The sequence below is a fragment of the Chryseobacterium sp. MMO-72 genome, assembly GCF_037146035.1.
GTDB classification, from domain to species: Bacteria; Bacteroidota; Bacteroidia; order Flavobacteriales; family Weeksellaceae; genus Chryseobacterium; species Chryseobacterium indicum.
This window is the reverse complement of record NZ_JBBCWG010000002.1, coordinates 185,108-205,550: the sequence shown is the minus strand read 5'-3', so window position 1 is coordinate 205,550 and position 20,443 is coordinate 185,108. Positions and strand designations below refer to the sequence as shown.

At 35.2% G+C, this 20,443-nt stretch carries 18 protein-coding genes; 9 read left to right on the top strand and 9 right to left on the bottom strand.

Annotated elements, in window-relative coordinates; genetic code table 11:
- The first annotated feature begins 1 nt into the window (after position 1).
- The 8 genes from WFH39_RS03455 (at position 2) to WFH39_RS03420 (ending at position 8,402) form a co-directional block, all read left to right on the top strand.
- Complete coding sequence (locus WFH39_RS03455) at positions 2-1,417, top strand: M17 family metallopeptidase (RefSeq protein WP_336688823.1); 1,416 nt, start codon at positions 2-4, stop codon at positions 1,415-1,417.
- A 140-nt stretch (positions 1,418-1,557) separates the two neighbouring features.
- Positions 1,558-2,769: an ATP-grasp domain-containing protein gene (locus WFH39_RS03450; RefSeq protein WP_235130580.1), complete on the top strand. Its 1,212-nt coding sequence runs from the start codon at positions 1,558-1,560 to the stop codon at positions 2,767-2,769.
- Between the two features lie 161 nt (positions 2,770-2,930).
- Positions 2,931-3,644, top strand: a complete 714-nt coding sequence (locus tag WFH39_RS03445) for an alpha/beta hydrolase-fold protein (RefSeq protein ID WP_214589922.1) — start codon at positions 2,931-2,933, stop codon at positions 3,642-3,644.
- Between the two features lie 45 nt (positions 3,645-3,689).
- Positions 3,690-4,643 carry an ATP-grasp domain-containing protein gene (locus WFH39_RS03440; RefSeq protein ID WP_214589923.1) on the top strand — a complete coding sequence of 318 codons (954 nt, stop codon included), beginning with the start codon at positions 3,690-3,692 and terminating at the stop codon, positions 4,641-4,643.
- Positions 4,644-4,670: 27 nt separating this feature from the next.
- The gene (locus WFH39_RS03435) at positions 4,671-5,789 is read left to right on the top strand and encodes a carboxylate-amine ligase (RefSeq protein ID WP_076390024.1); all 1,119 of its coding nucleotides are present in this window, start codon (positions 4,671-4,673) and stop codon (positions 5,787-5,789) included.
- A gap of 34 nt (positions 5,790-5,823) precedes the next feature.
- Positions 5,824-6,660 carry a type 1 glutamine amidotransferase gene (locus tag WFH39_RS03430; protein ID WP_336688822.1) on the top strand — a complete coding sequence of 279 codons (837 nt, stop codon included), beginning with the start codon at positions 5,824-5,826 and terminating at the stop codon, positions 6,658-6,660.
- An 82-nt stretch (positions 6,661-6,742) separates the two neighbouring features.
- Positions 6,743-7,927, top strand: coding sequence for a hypothetical protein (locus WFH39_RS03425; protein WP_336688821.1), 1,185 nt, complete (start codon positions 6,743-6,745; stop codon positions 7,925-7,927).
- A gap of 16 nt (positions 7,928-7,943) precedes the next feature.
- Positions 7,944-8,402 (top strand): hypothetical protein, encoded by a 459-nt coding sequence (locus tag WFH39_RS03420; RefSeq protein WP_336688820.1) that lies wholly within the window; start codon positions 7,944-7,946, stop codon positions 8,400-8,402.
- Between the two features lie 84 nt (positions 8,403-8,486).
- Here the strand turns inward: WFH39_RS03420 and cphA are convergent, their stop codons facing one another.
- The 9 genes from cphA to WFH39_RS03375 all read right to left on the bottom strand — a co-directional run bounded on the left by cphA (position 8,487) and on the right by WFH39_RS03375 (position 18,823).
- The gene (gene cphA, locus WFH39_RS03415; protein WP_336688819.1) at positions 8,487-11,114 is read right to left on the bottom strand and encodes a cyanophycin synthetase; all 2,628 of its coding nucleotides are present in this window, start codon (positions 11,112-11,114) and stop codon (positions 8,487-8,489) included.
- Between the two features lie 519 nt (positions 11,115-11,633).
- The gene (locus tag WFH39_RS03410) at positions 11,634-11,945 is read right to left on the bottom strand and encodes a DUF1905 domain-containing protein (protein ID WP_336688818.1); all 312 of its coding nucleotides are present in this window, start codon (positions 11,943-11,945) and stop codon (positions 11,634-11,636) included.
- 25 nt (positions 11,946-11,970) lie between these two features.
- The gene (locus tag WFH39_RS03405) at positions 11,971-13,161 is read right to left on the bottom strand and encodes a winged helix-turn-helix domain-containing protein (RefSeq protein WP_336688817.1); all 1,191 of its coding nucleotides are present in this window, start codon (positions 13,159-13,161) and stop codon (positions 11,971-11,973) included.
- Between the two features lie 336 nt (positions 13,162-13,497).
- A complete protein-coding gene (locus tag WFH39_RS03400) occupies positions 13,498-14,496 on the bottom strand; it encodes a DNA-processing protein DprA (RefSeq protein WP_336688816.1) in 999 nt (332 codons plus the stop codon).
- Positions 14,497-14,524: 28 nt separating this feature from the next.
- Complete coding sequence (locus tag WFH39_RS03395; protein WP_336688815.1) at positions 14,525-15,172, bottom strand: hypothetical protein; 648 nt, start codon at positions 15,170-15,172, stop codon at positions 14,525-14,527.
- A gap of 3 nt (positions 15,173-15,175) precedes the next feature.
- On the bottom strand, positions 15,176-15,760 hold the full coding sequence (locus WFH39_RS03390) for an HAD hydrolase-like protein (RefSeq protein ID WP_336688814.1): 585 nt from the start codon (positions 15,758-15,760) through the stop codon (positions 15,176-15,178).
- Positions 15,761-15,936: 176 nt separating this feature from the next.
- On the bottom strand, positions 15,937-16,701 hold the full coding sequence (locus tag WFH39_RS03385; protein WP_336688813.1) for a hypothetical protein: 765 nt from the start codon (positions 16,699-16,701) through the stop codon (positions 15,937-15,939).
- Positions 16,702-16,854: 153 nt separating this feature from the next.
- On the bottom strand, positions 16,855-17,529 hold the full coding sequence (locus WFH39_RS03380; RefSeq protein WP_336688812.1) for a hypothetical protein: 675 nt from the start codon (positions 17,527-17,529) through the stop codon (positions 16,855-16,857).
- Between the two features lie 454 nt (positions 17,530-17,983).
- Positions 17,984-18,823: a GLPGLI family protein gene (locus WFH39_RS03375; RefSeq protein ID WP_336688811.1), complete on the bottom strand. Its 840-nt coding sequence runs from the start codon at positions 18,821-18,823 to the stop codon at positions 17,984-17,986.
- Between the two features lie 390 nt (positions 18,824-19,213).
- On the opposite strand from WFH39_RS03375, the gene WFH39_RS03370 reads away from it, so the two are divergent.
- Positions 19,214-20,101 carry a cyanophycinase gene (locus tag WFH39_RS03370; protein ID WP_336689056.1) on the top strand — a complete coding sequence of 296 codons (888 nt, stop codon included), beginning with the start codon at positions 19,214-19,216 and terminating at the stop codon, positions 20,099-20,101.
- Positions 20,102-20,443: the final 342 nt, after the last annotated feature.

Sequence of the window (20,443 nt, the reverse complement as noted above, 5' to 3'; positions counted from 1 at the left end):
TATGAAATTAATCAACAAAAAAAATAAAAATTATACGCAGGTTTTTCATCTTTTCACAGAAGAAGAATGGACGAAAACCAGCAAAAATTTCAATAAAAACATTTCAACTTTCTTTACGGGTAAAAAACATGAAGTTTTCGTGAATGCCCATGAAGAAGGTATTACTTATTTTATAGGCTTAGGAAAATCTACTTTGCAGAATTTTGAAATTCAGCAGGTTGCTGTTAAATTTTCCCAGACGCAGAAAGGGAAAGTACAGCCTCTTCCCACATTAGTTGTGGCAGACTGCATCAATGAGAAGCAATTTGAAGAATTTGCAAAAGGTTTATTACTGGGGACCTACAATTATCCTTTCGAAAAAACGCATGCATTCTGGAATGCCAAATTTGAACTTCATTTTGAAAATTTAAGCCAGAAAAAATTAGATTCCATCAGTAAAAAAGCCGAGGCACTGAGCAACGGACAAACCGCCTGTCAGGAATGGCTGAACAAACCCGCCAATCTCAAGAAACCGGATACTTTCAGTTTATATTTAAAAAATTTAGCTAAAAAATACGATTTAAAATATACTTCTTTCAACAGAAAAAAGTGTGAGGAACTTGGTTTGGGAGCTTACCTTTCCGTTAATCAGGGAAGTGCTTATGATGCAGCGTTTACCATTATTGAATACAAAACGAATGTTAAAAATGCAGTCACTTTCGGCTTGGTGGGAAAATGTGTATTGTTTGACACAGGAGGAATTTCTCTGAAAAATCCGGACAACATGCATTATATGAAATCGGACATGGGCGGAGCAACTGCCGTTTTGGGAACGCTGATTTATGCCGCGGAAATGCAGCTTCCCATAAATATAGTTGCTATTTTACCTATTACCGACAATGCTATTTCTGAAAACGCATTTCTTCCAAGTGACGTTATTACCGCTTACAACGGAAAAACAATTGAGGTTCTTAATACCGATGCGGAAGGCAGAATGATTCTCGCCGACGGACTTTCTTACATGGCGAAAAACTTCAAAACTGACTTTCTGATCGACCTTGCCACGCTTACCGGAAGTTCTGTAAGGATGTTTGGCGATACTTGCGGGGCTCTGTTTTCCAACAATGAAGAATTGAAAAATCTTTTGATAAAAACCGGCGATAAAACCAATCAGAGACTTTGGAATTTACCGCTTTGGGATGTCTGGAAAGACGATATCAAGTCGGATGTGGCAGATATTAAGAATATTTCGATGAAACCTATCGGAGATTGCATTATTGCGGCTAAATTTTTAGAACAGTTTATTGAAAACCATCCTAAATGGGCACATCTTGATATTGCCGGAGTGGCTTTCGGAAATGTGGGATATGCCAAAGAAAAGGCTGCAACCGGATTTGGAGTACAATTATTAGCCGATTTAATCGAAAATTATCACTAAAAATTAGTTTATTACAAAAATTCTCTGTATAATTGAAATAGAATTTTCAAAAGCGCACAATATTTTAATTTTTAACATTAAATAATTAATAAAAAAACGTTTTTATTTTTGAAAGTTCATCAAAAATTAAAAAACATTGTATGGAGGAGAAAACAATAGTATGTATTTCGTGCTATTACAAGGGTTATGATTTCATGGATGAAATGAAAAAACTCGGTAATAAAATTATTTTAGTAACATCCGAAAATCTTAAAGAAAAAAACTGGCCGTGGCATGCCATTGATGAGGTATTTTACATGCCTGAAGTAAAGCCTTCTGTCTGGAATCTGGATCATCTCGTTCAGGGATTTTCCCATCTCATGCAGACCAGAAAAGTACACGCCGTTATTGCTCTAGACGATTACGATGTGGAAAAGGCTGCGCTTATCCGCGAAACATTCAGAATTCCGGGGATGGGACAGACTACGCATCGTTATTTCAGGGATAAACTTGCCATGCGACAGAAAGCAAAGGATTCCGGAATTAATGTTCCTGAGTTTACGGCAGTTTTTAATAATGATGAGGTTAATCGTTTTATTGATGATGTTCCTGCACCGTGGGTTTTAAAACCACGTTCTGAAGCTTCAGCTTCGGGAATCAAAAAGCTGTCTTCCAAAGAAGAGCTTTGGGAAGCTTTGAATAATCTTGGGGAAGAGCGTCACTTATTCCTTCTGGAAAGCTTTAAACCCGGAGATGTTTATCATGTAGACAGCCTTACTTTTAATAAAGAAATTGTTTTCACTTCTGCCTCAAAATATTTGGCGCCACCGATGCAGGTTTCGCATGAAGGAGGTGTTTTCAGAACAAAAACGCTTGGAAGATATTCTGATGAATTTAAGGCTCTTGAAGAGGTCAATTCGAAAGTTTTATCCAATTTCGGACTAATCAACGGTGCAACACACACAGAATTTATCCGCAGCAAAGACGACGGCAAATATTATTTCCTTGAAACTTCATCAAGAGTGGGAGGAGCACATATTCCGGATCTTGTGGAAGCATCGAGCAGCATCAATATCTGGAGAGAATGGGCGAAAATTGAAGATGCTTTATTAAGAGGAAAAAACTATGAGGTTTCTAAACCTACAGGATATTATTCGGGACTTATTGTCGCTTTAATTAAAGACAAAGAGCCGGATTACAATCAGTTTGAATGTGAAGAGGCTGTAAAATTCCTGCCTATCGATTATCATGTCGGAATCGTTTACAAATCGAAAGACTCAGTAGTCGTACAGGAAAGATTAGATACGGCAGCAGAAAAAATTCATGCTGAATTACTGAATATTCTTCCGCCGAAAGATAAACCCATGTCATAATTTGAACAGAGAAATTAACATCAAAGAAATTATTGATTTTATAAAATTAAGTTTACCCTAAAATCCTTTTTTAATCCCTAATTTAGAAATCATTAAATCAGGAGAATGGAAAGGCAGACCTTATTATCAATTTACTGATTAAACCCAAATACGAAAAAAAAATGCCACAGATAGAGCATACAGATTATTATTCACATATATTAGGAACAAGCCTTAAAGTGGAAGTTACAGGACATTACGGTTATCCGATCATCATGTTTCCGACTTCACAGGGACAATATACCCAAAACCATGATTTTCATCTTAACGGAAGCATCAACTGGTTTATAGAACAGGGAAAAGTAAAACTGTACAACGTTCAGACCATAGACGGATGGAGTTTTTATGACAATAATATTTCTCCTCAGCAAAGGATTAAAAATTATGAAAGATATGTTCAGTTTCTGATTCAGGAATTTGTTCCTTACGTTCAGAAAATTCATAAGACGCACCGCGTTGCGGTAGCTGGAGCCAGTTTTGGTGGATATCATGCGGCTAATTTTGCTTTCCGTTTTCCGGATGTGGTTTCGCATCTGTTCTGTCTGTCCGGAGCATTCAGCATCAGAAATTTTATGGACGGCTATTCCGATGAGCTGGTATATTTCAACTGTCCGCGCGAATTTGTAAGAAATGATGAAGCATGGAAATACAAACATATGCATATTGTTTTGAGTACTTCCGATCAGGATATCTGCAAAGATAAAAACGTGGAAATGGCAGAAATTTTAGCTTCCAAAGGCATTGATTTCTGGTATGATGAAAGAAAGTGGATTAATCACGACTGGCCGCTCTGGAGAATGGTTTTCCCAACTTTTATCGGAGCATTCTTTTCTTAAAAATTTAAAAATTAATATTAAAATACAACATTAAAAAATACATTTATGGCAAAAAAAGTAGGAATTCTATTCGGTATGGAAGATACGTTTCCTTGGGCGTTTATTGATAAAGTTAACGAATTGGGAGGCGGAGAAATCATCGCAGAACCTGTACATATCGATAAACTTGAACAGGGCGCAGATTACGGATATGCTGTAATTATCGACAGAATTTCGCAGGATGTGCCTTTTTACAGAGCGTACCTGAAAAATGCAGCATTGAACGGAACGTATGTCATCAACAATCCTTTCTGGTGGAGCGCAGACGAAAAGTTTTTTAATAACGCTTTGATGACGAAACTGGGAATTCCGCTTCCGAAAACAGTTTTGCTTCCTTCTCACGAAAGACCGACAAATACCTCAGAAACCTCTTTCAGAAATTTGAAATTCCCTCACGACTGGGATTATATTTTTGATTATGTAGGTTTTCCTGCGTACATGAAACCGCATGACGGAGGCGGATGGAGAAACGTATACCGCGTGGAAAATCCTGAAGATCTTTGGTCTAAATTAAGCGAAACTGAGCAGTTGGTTATGATGGTTCAGGAAGAAATTATCTTTGACGATTATTACAGAGTCTACTGTTTAGGTAAAAAATATGTTCATATCATGCCTTATGAGCCGAGAAATCCTCATCATCTGAGATATGCAACTACACATCAGACGCAGGGTGAAGAACTGGAAAAATTATTAAAAACAATTCACGACTACACCATCAAAATGAATGAGGCGCTTGGCTATGATTTCAACACGGTAGAATTCGCAGTAAGAGACGGAATTCCTTATGCAATCGACTTCTGTAATCCGGCTCCGGATGCAGACAAAAATTCTGTAGGAGAAGAAAATTTTGCATGGATCGTAGAGCACGCAGCAAAATTAGCGATCGAAAAGGCAAAAGAATATGTTCCGGGAAAACCAAACATCTCTTGGGGAAATTTCGTAAAAGATTCTGTAAAATAAGAATATCAACAAAAAGCACGAAAAAAAATGCATCAATTTACTATTGGAATCGAAGAAGAATATCAGATTATTGATGTTGAGAGCCGGGATCTGGTTTCTCATGTTTCGAAAATTATTGAAGGCGGAAAAGCTGTTTTAAGTGAAAATTTAAAGCATGAAATGCATGAATCCATGATTGAAATGGAGACAGGCATCTGCCAGAATATTCAGGAGGCAAAAGCCGAATTAACGAATTTAAGAAGGCATCTTATAAAAACCGCCCACGAACAGGGACTGAGAGTTTCCGGCGGCGGAACGCATCCTTTCTCCAATTGGGAACACAACACCATTACAAACGGAGAGCGTTATATTAAGATTGTGGATGATATGGGTGATGTGGCAAGAGGAAATTTAATTTTCGGACTTCATGTGCATATCGGAATTCCGAACCGTGAAGAAGGCGTAAGAATCCAAAACGTGATGAGGTATTTCCTTCCGCACGTTTATGCACTATCAACAAATTCTCCTTTCTGGATCGGAAGAAATACAGGCTTTAAGTCTTACCGACAGGAAATTTTTGTAAAATTCCCAAGAACCGGAATTCCAAGCTTTTTTAATTCTTTGGCTGAATTTGACAGCTATGTAGATCTTTTGGTAAAGACAGGAACCATTGATAACGCTAAAAAAATATGGTGGGATCTCAGAGTTCATCCGTTCTACCCTACGATCGAATTCAGAATCTGCGATATGCCGATGAGAATTGATGAAACCGTTTGTCTCGCTGCCATTATGCAGGCTTTGGTTGCAAAAATCTACAAACTTCATCAGCAGAATTTAAGCTTCAGAAGCTACAGAAGATTACTGTTAAACGAAAACAAATGGCGTGCTTCGAAGAGCGGAATTGAAGCTCACTTAATTGATTTCGGAAAAGAAGAATCTGTTCCATATCCTGATTTATTAAAGGAACTTCTTGAGTTTATTGATGATGTGGTGGACGAATTGGGATGCAGAAAAGAGGTTGAATATGCATGGACCATTCTTGAAAACGGAACCGGAGCAGACCGACAGCTTAAAGTATTTAATGAAACAGGTGACCTTACGAAAGTTGTTGATTATATGATCTCGGAAACAGAGTATGGCATAACACACGGTGAGACTGCTTCATAATTTTTTGGTAACTTTGTAAAAAATATGAAGTCGTATGAATGATATTCGAATTGCTTTGCTGGACATGAACAACAATCATGTTAATCAGGGTTTTAAAAATATTAAAGAAATTTCCGAAGCATTTAAAAAGAGCTGTATTCAGGAAAATGTAAGCATTGAAACATTTGATGTAAGATTTAAGAATGAAATGCCCAATGTTGAGGATTTCGATATTTTTATTTCTTCAGGCGGTCCGGGAGACCCGCACAGAGAAGGTCTAGAATGGGAGGATAAATTTGCTGCGTTTCTGGATAATGTTTTTGAACATAACCAGTACAGCGACGACAAAAAGTATCTGTTTCTGATCTGTCATTCTTTTCAGCTGGCAAGTATTCACTGGAAACTTGGAAATATCTGCAAAAGGAAATCGTATTCTTTCGGAGTAATGCCGGTTCATAAAACCGAAGAAGGAGAACAGGAATTTTTATTCAAAAATCTTCCGGATCCTTTCTATGCAGTAGATTCCAGAGCGTATCAGTTTATCGAACCGGATCATGACCGTTTTGAGGAACTGGGTATGAAAATCGTTGCCATTGAAAAATTCCGCCCGCACATTAACCTTGAAAGAGCGGTAATGGCGATTCGTTTTTCGGAGGAAATATTCGGAACACAGTTTCATCCGGAAGCAAATCCTGCAGGCATGATTGAAAATCTGAAAGATGAAAAGAACAAGCAGGCGATGATTGAAAATTTCGGAATGGAAAAATACCTTGAAACGGTAGACAGAATGGATGATGAAGATAAGATTATCCTTACTCAGGCACAGATTCTGCCGAGATTTTTGCAGTTCGCAAAAAAAAACGTTTTGAAGCAGGCAGAAGCAATGGCTTAAATTTGTAATACACGAAATTATCAATACAAAAAATCGGGCAAAAAACTGTCCGATTTTTTAAATCACAAAAAGAAAAAGAATTATGATTCCAAAATACAGAAAGCAATTTAATCAGGAATTTTCTCAGGAAAAATACAATCAGTTTAAAGAGATTTTAAAACAGAAAAGTGGTCTGGAAGCCGGATTCAGAATTTCCGAAAGTCCTTTATTTTTAACAAAAGAATTTGAATCTAAACTCATTGATGCCAGCGAAAGTATCATTACACAGATTAAAAATCTTCCTGAGGAGACTTTACAAAAGGCGATTCCTGATAACTGCAGGGTTCCCAACGACACAAAGCAGCCTCACTTTTTCACGATAGATTTCGGGATCTGCAAGAGCGAAAACGGCGAGATTGAACCTCAGCTGATCGAGCTGCAGGCTTTTCCTTCACTGTATGCATTTCAGAAAGTTTTTGAACAGACATTCTGTGATGTTTATCCTTTTCTTTCGGAGCTGCAAAATAAAACACCTCATGAAGATTTTAAAAATTATATGAAGGATTTAATTCTGGGTAACGAAAATCCTGAACATGTAATTCTCCTTGAAATTTACCCTGAAAAACAGAAAACCGCTATCGATTTTGTTTTAACTGAAAAATTACTGGGAATAAAAACGGTCTGTTTAACCAAAATAAAAAAAGACGGAAGAAAATTATTCTATGAAAACGATGGAAAATTAACAGAAATCAGAAGGATTTACAATCGTGTTATTTTCGACGAATTAGACCGGATTCCGGATCTGAAAACTGAATTTGATTTCCGTGAAGATGTTGATGTAACCTGGGTTACGCATCCGAACTGGTTTTTTAAAATTTCTAAATTTTTACTGCCTTTGTTGCAGCATCAGTTTGTTCCGAAAAGCTATTTCCTTCATGAATTTCCAGAAAGCGAAAGCCTTGAAAATTTCGTTTTAAAACCTTTATTTTCTTTTGCAGGAAGCGGAGTGAATTTAAATCCCACAAAGGAAATCACAGATGCCATTGAGGATAAAGAAAACTATATTTTGCAGAGAAAGGTAAACTATGAGCCGATTTTTGAGGATATCAACGGAGAGTTTTCAAAAGCAGAGATCAGGTTACTGTATATCTGGCGCGAAAATGACGAACGTCCTATTCTACTGGAAAATCTGGGCAGAATGACGAAAGCAGCCATGGTAAATGTGGATTTTAACAAAAAAGATGCAATCTGGATCGGAAGTTCAAATGCTTTTTTTGCGGAGGAATAGATTATACGAATAAACAATGGAAGAAAAGTCAGCTTTTGAAGAGTTTGAAACACAGGGTAATAATGTACGAAGAAGGAGTTTATTGCCGCTCTGGATCAAAATATTTTTATGGTTCTTTTTGATTGGAGGTTTTTTTGCGGTCATCTTTTTAATGATTGCACCTTTTTTAAGTAATATAAGTCTGTCGCTTTATGGCATCAATGCCAATCATCCTTACACTTTACCCGGAATAATTGTAGCATTACTGTTTATATTCAAAGGAATTGTTGCCTACGGACTTTGGTTTGAACAGAAATGGGCGCCACAAACTGCTATTATTGATGCTTTTTTGGGTATTGCAATTTGTATCATCATGATGTTTATTATTCCTTTTACGGTTCCAAATATAAGTTTTACCATAAGATTAGAATTAATCCCTTTATATTTTTATCTGGTTAAAATGCAGAAAATAAAATCTATCTGGGAAAATATGTAATAAAAAAGCTTCGAATTTCGAAGCTTTTTTATTTAGTTTCGGGGGAATCTTCGATGCCCCCGAAACTTTTAAATCATAGTATGCTTATATTTTATCATCTTCAAGCAATTCTCTCGCCTGATATTCCTGAACCAGATCAATCGCATTTGAAATCACATCGCTTAAAGCGGTAATGAAGGTTCCTTCTTCAGCCATTCCCATGGCGTGTTTCAGGGCTTCAATTTCTTTTGGTATAATCTCATAGCTTACATCTCTTCCGGAAGACTGCATTCCTTCGATAATCAATCCGTTGATTTCATCTTCCGTTCTTCCGCGAAGATGCTTTTCATTTCGGATGATAATATGATCGAACATTCTTCCTGCAATTTTCCCACATTCCCTGATGTCATTATCACGTCTGTCTCCTACCCCGGAAATAATTCCGATCTTCTTCGTTGCTTCTACATTTTTAAGATAATCTTCAATAGCTTCATATCCTGCAGGATTATGCGCAAAATCGATCAGCACTTTAAAGCTTTTGAATTTAAATACATTTAATCTTCCCGGAGTAAGCTGCGCACTTGGTATAAATGTTCTTAAAGAATTCGAAATATCTTCGATTCCAAAACCGTAAAGATAAGATGCCAAACTTGCTGCGAGAACGTTTTCGATCATGAATTTAGCCTTTCCTTCCATCGTGATCGGGAAATCTTTTGCCTTTCCGATCCTGATCTTCCAGTCTCCTTTTTTAATGGTTACAAAACCTTCTTCATATACACAGGTAATTTTACCTTCTTTAGCGAATTTTTTGATGTGCGGATTGTTTTCATCCATACTGAAAATGGCAACATTAGAATGGAGATCATTAACTATTCTCATGGAATATTCGTCATCGGCATTCATCACGCTCCATCCGTTTTTCTTCACACTGTCCAGAACTACCCTTTTTACTCTGGTAAGATCTTTCAGGTTGTGGATATCGTTCATTCCCAAATGATCTTCTTTGATGTTGGTTAAAACACCAATGTCACACTGGGAAAACCCTAAACCGGAACGTAAGATTCCGCCTCTTGCTGTTTCCAGAACGGCAAATTCTACCGTTGGATCTTTCAGGATAAATTCAGCAGAAAGAGGCCCTGTTGTATCTCCTTTCGTCAACATCGTATTTTGAATATAAATTCCGTCCGATGTGGTGAAACCTACTCTGTAGCCGTTGCTTTTAACGATATGGGAAATCAGTCTTGTGGTGGTTGTTTTTCCATTCGTTCCTGTTACAGCAATGATCGGGATGGTAAAAGGTTTTCCCTGCGGATAAAGCATATCTACAACGGGAGCAGCAACGTTTCTAGGCAATCCTTCACTTGGAGCCAAGTGCATTCTGAATCCGGGAGCTGCATTTACTTCAATAATAGCACCGCCGCTTTCTTTTAAAGGCTGGGTTAAATTTTCTGCCATAATATCAATTCCGCAGACATCAAGACCGATGATTTTTGAAATTCTTTCCGCCATGGTAATGTTTTCCGGATGTACCATATCGGTAACATCAATAGAAGTTCCTCCTGTAGAAAGATTGGCTGTTGATTTCAGATAAACCACTTCCCCTTTCTGCGGAACGGTTTCCAGAGTATACTGAAGTTTATCAAGAAGCTCTGTGGTATCTTTATCAATTAAGATTTCGGTTAAAACATTTTCGTGTCCGTAGCCTCTTCTCGGATCTTTATTTTCTTTATCAATTAACTGCTGAAGATTCAGTTCTCCGTCTCCTACAACGTGAGCCGGAACTCTTCTTGCAGCGGCTACCATTTTATTGTTGATGACCAAAACTCTGAAATCGTATCCGGTGATGTATTTTTCAACAATAACTTTTCTTGAGTATTTCTGAGCGTGTTCAAGACCTGTTTTTGCAGATTCCCAGTCGTTCACATTAATCGAAGAACCTTTTCCGTGGTTTCCGTCCAATGGTTTAATCACAACAGGATAACCAATTTTTCTTATCACACTTCCTAATCCTTCCTCATCTACGATAAGATCTCCGATAGGAACAGGAATTGCCGCATCGTGGAGCATTTTTTTTGTTAACTCTTTATTACAGGCAATATCTACCGCAATTGAGCTTGTATTTCCTGTAATCGTTGCCTGAAATCTCTGCTGATTTACGCCATAGCCAAGCTGAACCAAAGAGTTGGTTCCCAGACGGATCCAAGGAATTCTTCGGGAAACCGCTTCTTCCACGATACTTCCCGTAGAAGGACCAAGACGCACTCTTTCCCTGATTTCTTTTAGCTTTTTTATACAGGCATTCAGATCATATTCTTCACCAGTTATTAAAGCTTCAGCAATTTTTACAGATTCTTCTGCAGCATAAATTCCTGCATTTTCTTCAATATAGTTGAATACGACATTATACACTCCCGGAGTTTTTGTTTCACGAGTTCTTCCGAAACCGACGTCCATTCCCGCTAAAGTCTGGATTTCCAACGCGATATGCTCAATAACGTGTCCCATCCATGTTCCCGTTTCGATACGGTGAAAAAAACCGCCTTCTACTCCTTCGGAACATCTGTGAGAGAACAAAGAGGGAATCAGTTTTTCTATTCTTTCTCTGAAGCCGTCAATTTTATTGGTTGGGAAATTTTCCATTTCTTCGAGATCCAATCTCATCTGTATCAGCTTCTTTCTTCTGATGCTCCAAATGTTTGGTCCCCGTAACGCCTGTATCTTCTCAATTTTCATAGTCTATTTGCATTTTTTTGTTAACAATAACTCCATTTAAAATCAAAGATAATGTAAAACCCGAAACGAAACTATACCACAGTTAAACATTTATTAAAAAATGAATAAAAAATATTGAAATTTTTAAAATCTAAGGAATAGAGATCAATATATTGAAACTTAGTTGAATGTCTGCCGTTATTAAAGATTGTTTAATAAGGATTATTAACAACCGTTTTATGTTAGCTGTTTACATCTAAACTTTTTTACCGCAAAAGATTGTAACACTTTAGTTGTTTAAGTTTAATCCTTAAATGAAAAGAAAGAGCAGATAAGTTTAAAAAAAATCAAAGATTTTTTCTCTTTGCAGACTTGTGAAATACTTTACATACATCCAATAAAGTCTTTTGTACCTCTTTCGCGGTTAAATTTAAAATGAGTTTAAACTTTCTTTAAAAAATTAAATAAAGATATTCTAAAACCTTTAATAGCTGAACTAATTTGCCATAAAAATAATTATAGAAACAAACGATTCTCTTTTTAAATCCATAGAATTGTTTGTATGTCTTTACCGGTTTCAAGCTTTTCTTTTTTTCGTATCTCTGCCTTTAATGGCAGTAAGTACGTTTCATGTTTGGAGTCAAACCAGATAGATGTCTCCCATTCGATCTCTCCAATTTGTGCTTTTGCCTTTAGCCTTCCCCATCCTTCTTCTTCCGATTTTAAATTTTTTCTGATTTCTTCTGCCAGTTCGTGCGGAAGCGAAACAAAATACCAGCCGCCCTTTCCAGAGGACTGCCACATTTTTGTGGTAAACTCATACTTTAGTCTTCCTCTTTTTTTCAGATTCATAGTTGTTTTATAGTCGATGATTTAATCAGAATAATGATCTTATTTTATTTGTGAATTTTGATGGACTAACTTTTGTCAGTTTAATGATATTACAACCGTTAAAAGTGGCAAAAGATTTCATCCTCTCTACAAACGATTCTTTCCATAATTCAATCTCAATACTTGTATTTTCAATGTGCAAATGGATGATTTCAAATTCTTTTTCTTTTCTGTGCGCTTTACAATCCACCCGTCCTATAAAGGTGTCGCCAAATAATACAGGTAAACAGAAATAACCGTATTGCCTTTTCTCTTTTGGTGTGTAACACTCAATCTTATAATCAAAATTAAAAAACTGTTTTATTCGGTCCCGATGAATAATTGAATTGTCAAATGGCGATAAAATATGAATGTCTGAACTGGTTTTGTTTAACGAATTTTCAAGTGAACTTTCATTCACAAAAACAGAAGGCATATTTTCAATATTTACTTGTTTTATAGTTCCTTCCTGAAGCATTGATTTTAAGACAATGTCAACATTTTTCCGTATTAATTCTCCTGTTTTAAGATGGGTAATTTGCTTTACTGTGGTAAATCCGTAGGCTTTCAAATAGGTTTTTACTAAATATTCAGCAAATTCGAGTTCAGTTGGTAAGGCTGTATCAATTGTGTTTGGTAAAACATTTTCAGTAAGGTCATACGTTTTTTGCATTCCATTTCTGCCGGTAATCATTAAATCACCTTGCAAAAAAAGTCTTTCAAGAGCTATTTTTGTAGGTTTCCAGCTCCACCAGCTTCCCACTTTTTTGGTTTCATTTTCAAAATCCCTTGCTCTTTTAGGACCTTCTCCACGAATGGTATCTAAAACATACTTCAACACTTTTGGGTCTGCATTGTAATAATGCGTTTTGCTTTGTTTCACCTCTACCATTTGAGGTAACGCAAAACGAAAATCCTTTATGGGAAGATAAGACGCAGCATGAAACCAATATTCAAATATTTTATGTTCTTCAACCAATTCATCTAAATATTCTGCTTTATAATCTGGTATTCTTGTCCAAAGTGTATGATGATGGGCTCTTTCAACAACTGATAAAGTGTCAATTTGTAGATATCCAAGATGTTCTAATGCCCGAAGAACTGCATTTTTACCTTTTCCAAAAGGATATGGCTTTGTTAATCCCTGACTTTCTAATGTCAAAAAACGAAGCTGCGATAAAGTCAATTCTTCCGTCATAATTGTTACATAATGGAGGTATATGTTTCAACTTGTGCGTTGTCTTCGTCAAAATATTTTTTTAGTAATCCGTTACATCTGCACAGTCATTGATTGGTTTATAGTTTTTGTTGAAATTTCTGTAGTTTTAAAATTGTCTATAATTTTTTTGTGAGTTCTTATCCTGACTATAAGTTTTCGCTATTGATTTTGATCTTGATGATGGCGGAATTTTTAGCACAAAATTCAATAGAATTACTGCTATTGAACCTTTCAAAAAATGTTTCAAAGAAGCATAAAATCGGTGATTTTGCCAAACTGTTTTTAAGTGTAGGTGTTATTTTCGTATGCTGGTTTTCAACCAAATAAACCTGACTGAAAAGCATCTATTTTATTATTAATTTCATTTTTAGATTTCACTTTACTAATTAATTTGTCCAAACTTTTTTGTGTCAGAATTGTAATATCTTTTTGTTCAGCAATTAATTGTCTATTCAGGTCAAACATTGGATTATCAACATCGAGTTTTTGGTCATACATTACTGCTCTTGGAATATTATAATCTTTTGCAAATCCCATTGCTAATCTTGCACCACTATCTAACTTTTGTCCAAACATTTTCCATCTTTCAGCGGTGTCTTGTGCATAGCTTGCCGCTAAAATAATTGCATCGCAAAATAACGCTTGTAATCTATCACGGTCTTTATATCTACTACTTAAATCCATAGCAGATTTATGTTCATCATAATATTCAGTTATTAAAAGTCCGCCTTCTTCAACAATTTCAAATGCTAAACTTTTATTTTTTGCTGGCAAAATATTATTTAGTGGACTTGGTAAAACTGCAATTGTTTTTCCTCCAATTAGTGCTTGTTTATGTGCAATGCTATCACAACCAAATGCTAAACCGCTTACAATTATGACATCTTTTTTTATAATTTCTGAAACAATTTTTTGTTCTCTTATTTCTATTTTTTCATCTGGATTAAGAAGTCCAATGACTGTAATGCAAGAATGTTCAATATCAAGTAGACTAATGTCGCCTTTGTAAAAAAGAAAAATTGGACGTTCGCTTTCCTTTACATATCCTCGGTATTTAGGAAAATCTTTGTCACCAATTGCAACAACTCCATCGCAACTTTCCTGGAATTTTTCTATTTGATTAATAATTTGCTTTTTGTCAAACTCAAAATCATCAATTGTGATTAATATTTCTTGTTTAGAGTTACTATTTAATAATGAAACAATTGTTTCAACATCTTCATTGCCTTTTAACATTTTATTTATCCAAGCTCTGCCAATACCTTTATAGGTTTTAGCAGTTATAATATTGATTGCGTTATCTGTATATTTCATTTTAAAATGTAAAGGTATATTATTATTTTTATACTGTTTTGCCAATGGAATAAAATATAACATTTTTTGCTCCATTATCTAATAAAGCTTGAATCATATCCTCATCAATATTTACAGTTTTGGTATAAATGTCATCAATTAATAAAATATCCTTTCCTGAAATTTCTTTAGAAAAGTGACAAGTATCTTTAGAAATACCAGGATAAGGAAGTAAGCCCGTTCCTCCATAACCACTTTTATCTAAATGTGTTGTCCTTGTATCAGTATGTCTAATAATATAATCACATCCATCAGCTAAAATCGTATGATTTTGGGTTTGTTCTAAATCTTTAATTGCATCAGTAACACAATTTTTTATAGTATTATAAAATTGTAACTGATTTACGTGATATGAGTTTTGTGATTTTGCACGAGGAATTATAGAAATTGTAAGTGGCCAACCAATATTTAATTCTTGATGTTTGTATGCAATATCAAATATGTCTTTTTCTAAGTGAATTAAAAGTTGATTTTTTGCCAGTTGAATAGTTTCATTTGAGTAGCTATTAAATGTATTTTTAAATGTATTCAAATAATCTGGGTTACCTTGTTTACCATAACCAATATAATCTGTATGATAAAATGCTTGAATGTTCTTTGTCAAGTAATTGTTTTGTTCAATTGTGAAAGGTGTCATAATTTATAAACTTATAATGTTATCAATAGGAATTCCTGCAAGTTTTGCATCTTCAATTTCAACTTTCTCATTTTCAAAAGCAACAACAATTTGAGCCGATAGACTCAAATTGTTTAGTGCATTTTTATACTTGTTTACACGATTTGCTTTTTCGTCAATTTCCTTAAAAAATAAATGGCTGAACTTATCAAGAAGATTGTGATATTCTAAAGTTAAAACGGCTCTGTCTTCTCGGCAATTTGTTACCAACACAGTTTTATTAGTTTTTGAATATTTAATAAGAATGTCTGAAACCGCTTTGTTCAGTTTTGTTTGAGATAAATGCTTTTTGTAGTTTATTTCCTTTTGTTTGATGATTTCTACCAATCTTTCTTCTGTTAAATTTTGAACTACTCGATTTAAAGTGGTGCGATTAAATCTTTCATTAGGAACATATTGAATCTCAGTTTCGCTTTGTATAACAGATTTTATTGCTTCTTGGTAAGATAAGAAGTTTGCAAAGTCTGTGTCAATCAAAGTTCCGTCCATATCAAAGAATAAAACAGTGTCAGAATTTATATTTAGGTTAATGTCGGTTGAGTTTTCCATTTACTTATTTTGTTGTCAGTTCGATTGTCGTGCACTTATAGCTAGCATTTTACAGCTTGGCGAAGTGGCAGATTTTTAAGCACTTACTTTCATTTTAGCGCTAATGTTTATTTGAAAAAAATGTTCAATTTAAAACTGAACCCGCAATTTTGCCAAGCTACTGTTGGCGGCAGGTTTTAATTCGGTAGTGTAAGTCTATCCGCTATTTCTGGGTATCTTATTTTAAATTCTTCAATTTCTTCGTCCATTTTAGGATGCAGATTCGCTTCTTGAATAGTCAAATTAAATTCTTTTTGCTTCCCAACACCAAAATAACAATATGCTAATGGAACTAAATGCCAAACTTCCATTTTGTCTTTTAGTATTGATTTTACTTCTAAAAGATAGTCTAAGGCTTTCGAATAATCTTTAAGTCCAATCAAACTATACGCACAATTTGCAAGCATGGTAACATAGAAGTCTTCGCTTTTATTTATCTTTTCTTTTACATACTCGAAAAATTGCAAGCATTTGACATATTCTTTCAATTTCAAATATCCTCTACCAATTCGAACAACATTTAAAAATTCTTTTTTCTCAATTAAGTCATCTACCAGAACAAAAACTGTGTTAGGATTACTTGGTGGGCTTATTGTCGCCTGAAAAACTTGTTGCTCAAATTTTAATTCCTTAAAAATTGCTTCTAAAAATGACTTGTCTTCTTTATAGTCACTAGGCGTATAAAATGCTTGTGGCTTTTTCCACAAGAAAATGAAGAATAAAATAGCTATGATGCTTGGAAAAGTGATAATAAAAATAACAACATATTTAAGTAGTTCTGGTTGTCCCTTTAAGAAGTAAATTGTAGTAGCATTGATAGTTTCAATGAAGAAAACAAAAAGTGCAATTATTCCTAATGGATTGCTTGGGTAATATATTTTTTCTTTAGTATTTTCTACCATTGTTATAAACTTTAATCTTATCAAATTATAATTTTTGTAATTGTCCTTCTAAACTTCGCAAAGCCGCGCCGTTCGTTCTTGCGATATCTCTCTTCGGTCACTGTCGCAAGAACATTTGCATCAACACACTGCGTCAATACAAACTAAAAACATCTAAGAAGTCATCTTCCCCTCCCCGCTCTTCACTTTATCCACATGTAGCTTGGCGAGCATTCTTTTGATAATATATTCATCGGCTTTTTGCTGTCCTTCGAAGATTAATTTGCCATCTTCGCAGATCTCAGAAATATATTTGTATAATCCGTCGTACAGTTCTTTTTGAGTGCCGATGATTCCTGCTACCTTTTTCATTAACTGCGTCTGCTCATCGGCTTTTGCGGCAATAGCCAGTTGAAAATCCTGCAGATCCTGAGGTATCGTACTTTTCATTCCCTTATCCTGTAAAACCGTAAGATGGGCATTGACTAATGAGATAAGGTCTGTAAGCTTACTGCCGACTCCTTCGAAATTACGCTTCTTAATATCCGTCAGAATCTGTGTGGTGAGGTTAGTGGGAATTCCAGCTCTTTCAATGCGTATCCGCAGACTTTTAAGAGGTTTCTTCAGGTCTTCTCCTAAAAGATAAAGTGCCTGTGTTGCCTGTTTCTGCTGTACCAGGGCTGTATTACTGGCTTCTTTCTGCTCTACTTCTGTAATTTTCGACTGAAAAGCATCTTTATATGCCTGCGTATAATTGTGATCTTCCTCTGCAAAAAGCAAAAGATCCCTGCTGAAACTAGCCATAAGATCTTTGGCCAGTGGAAGATATTCTTCCTGTTTAATATACATGGTTACTTGTTTTTAATTTAATACTAATATAATAATTTTTATTATAAATTCAATATATAGTTACACATATTTTTTTAAAATTATATTTTTAAAAATTTTTTAATACCTTTATAAATAATTGAAAACTAATCATTAATAGCCTATACATAAGAGAAAAACGCTTACTCATCATAAGCAAATAAAAAATATTTATTGGTGAAATTTTGTTCTTCTTGGGATTAAAAAAACTTTGATCCGCAGGGTAATGAATATTGCATACCGTACAAAATGACTGCACACCAATATTAACAGCTTTTTTCGCCCGGCAAAATGCTGTTTTCTGTAGGACGAACTGCTTTTATCTATTGGCTGAAATCAATTTTCATAAGAGTCAATTGCTTTTTATAACCAGAGAAATTCCTGTTTTCTGTAGAGAAAATACCTTTTAACCCTAAGGTGAAACTTTATCCACTTATTATTCCAGTTCAATGGGGTTATATGGAAGAGGTGCAGATTTTACAGCGATCTGGCTTCCATCCTCATTGTAAGCCTTCCCATGGAAAAAACCGGGATTATCACAGTACGTTTGAAGGGCTTTTCTAAACTGCTCTCTGGTTACATGAAGAATTCTTTTTTCGGTTCTTAAATAGATTTTATCTGCTTTTTTATCCATTCCAACTGCAGTAAAATGAAAATTCTCTTTAGTGTCTTCTATTTCTAAAATCAAGCCGGGAAGATTCTGAAAAATATAGGGTCCGTTATTAATAGGAATTTCTTTACAATACCATGCTGTATACTTTCTTCCCCGATACTTTGCCGTGGCTTTGTTACATACATAGCCTAGAATCTCCCTTGTCTCATTTTCAAGTTTCCAGTCAGGAGACGGCTGTTCTTCTTCATATTGATACATGATATTTGCTTTATCCTGTACTGTAATTCTATTTTCCGGAAAATTTTTTATTAAAACACTTTTCCATTTTTCTGCTAAATTAAGAGACTCACTTAATTCTTTAGCTCCTATTTTCTCCAAATGACTGTATTTTTCCATTAAAGAATCTTTGCGCAATACATTAAAATCTGAAAATTTAGAAAATTTCTTTCCTATCTGCAGAACACAGGTTGTTTCCAGCTTTTTCTTTTTGGGATCTTTAACAAATTCTGTTTTATAGTAAATATTCTGATAACTGCTGTCAATAAACATGGCTTCATAAGAATCAGGTTTCATAGAAAAATTTCCGCTTACGGAAATCTGGGCATGGGAGAAAAAACTTAAGAATAAAAACAGGGACTTTAATAAATGATGAGGGTGAAACATTGGTGATCTGATTTAGAAATTTACTGTGTTAAAATATATATTGAATTTAAGATTCGGCTCAATGGCTGCAATTAACAATTCATCATTGTTTTTATTTGATGGGATTAAAGACAGGAATTGGCTGAACTTTTGTTAAAAAAATAACTCTATTCTTTTACACAACCACAAAAATAACAAAAAGATGAGTTAAACTTTTGTTCAAAATACTGATTATAATAGAAAAAGATGGCGATAGTTTAAAAAAGGCTTCAATTTTAATTTTTGTAAAACTTAAATATTCTCACAATCACTTCTCATACCTGCTTTTTAAATTTTATTTTCACTTATTGATTATCAATCCCTCTTAATCCTTTCTCAAATGTTAATTATTTTTTAAATTTGCAGCCTATGATGAAACCTGTTGGAAAATTAATTGTTATCGGAGGTGCTGTAAACAAAGGAAGTTTTGCAGAAACCGATTTTGATCAAAACGTAGAAAAAAACCTGAATTTCTTTGAGAGAGGAATTCTTCGAAAAATTATCAATGAATCGAAGTTAAAAGAGAATTCCGTGATTGAGATTATCACAACGGCCTCTCAGATTCCGCAAATTGTAGGTTCCGAATATAAAAAAGCCTTCGAATTTTTAGGTGCTAAAAACGTAAACATCCTTGATATTCATAACCGTGAGGAAGCGAATTCTGATGCGATTGTTGCCAGAGCCAATGCAGCAGATATAGTGATGTTTACAGGTGGAGATCAGTTGAGACTGACTTCAATTCTTGGCGGAACAAGGTTTCACGATACCATTTTACTGAAATATCAGGAACAGGATTTCATCTACTCAGGAACTTCTGCCGGTGCCGCTGCGGCATCGGAGAATATGATTTATCAGGGAAGCAGTTCCGAAGCTTTGCTGAAAGGAGAAATTAAAACCACTCAGGGTTTGGGACTGATTGATAATGTGATTATTGATACGCATTTTGTACAGAGAGGAAGAATCGGAAGACTTTTTCAGGCGGTGGTAAACAATCCGAGAACTCTGGGAATCGGTCTGGGAGAAGATACCGGATTGTTCATCCACAATGATGTGATGACTGCGGTAGGTTCGGGACTGGTGATTCTGGTGGACGGAAGGTTTATTAAAGACACGAATCTTACGAATATTAATCTTGGAGAGCCTATTTCTATTGATAATTTAACGGTTCACGTAATGTCGATGAACGATCATTATGATCTTACGACTAAAGCGCTTACGATTGAGAATTCTCAGTTTAATCCAATTCCACAGGAAAAATAGAATGTGAATGGTAAATGGTGAATTGTTCCTGTGACAATTTTAGATATTTACAACGAACTTTTTTAAATAAAATATTCCTGTTGGAAAACGCAAAGACGCAAGATTTTTATTCGTCTCAAATCTTTAAGGCGCAGGAAAATCCAAGATTTTCAATAAGGATTGATGCTTAATTTTATCGTGGATAGAAAGAATCTCAGGATTGCAATATAAATGAGATTCGTGACCAGTGAAAAGCACAGTGAACGATTGAAATATGAAGGAAAATCTTAGCCCCGATAGAAACGGCATCCTTTTGGGTTGCGGACGGAGCGAAGCGGAGTCCGTAACCCAAAAGATACAGTG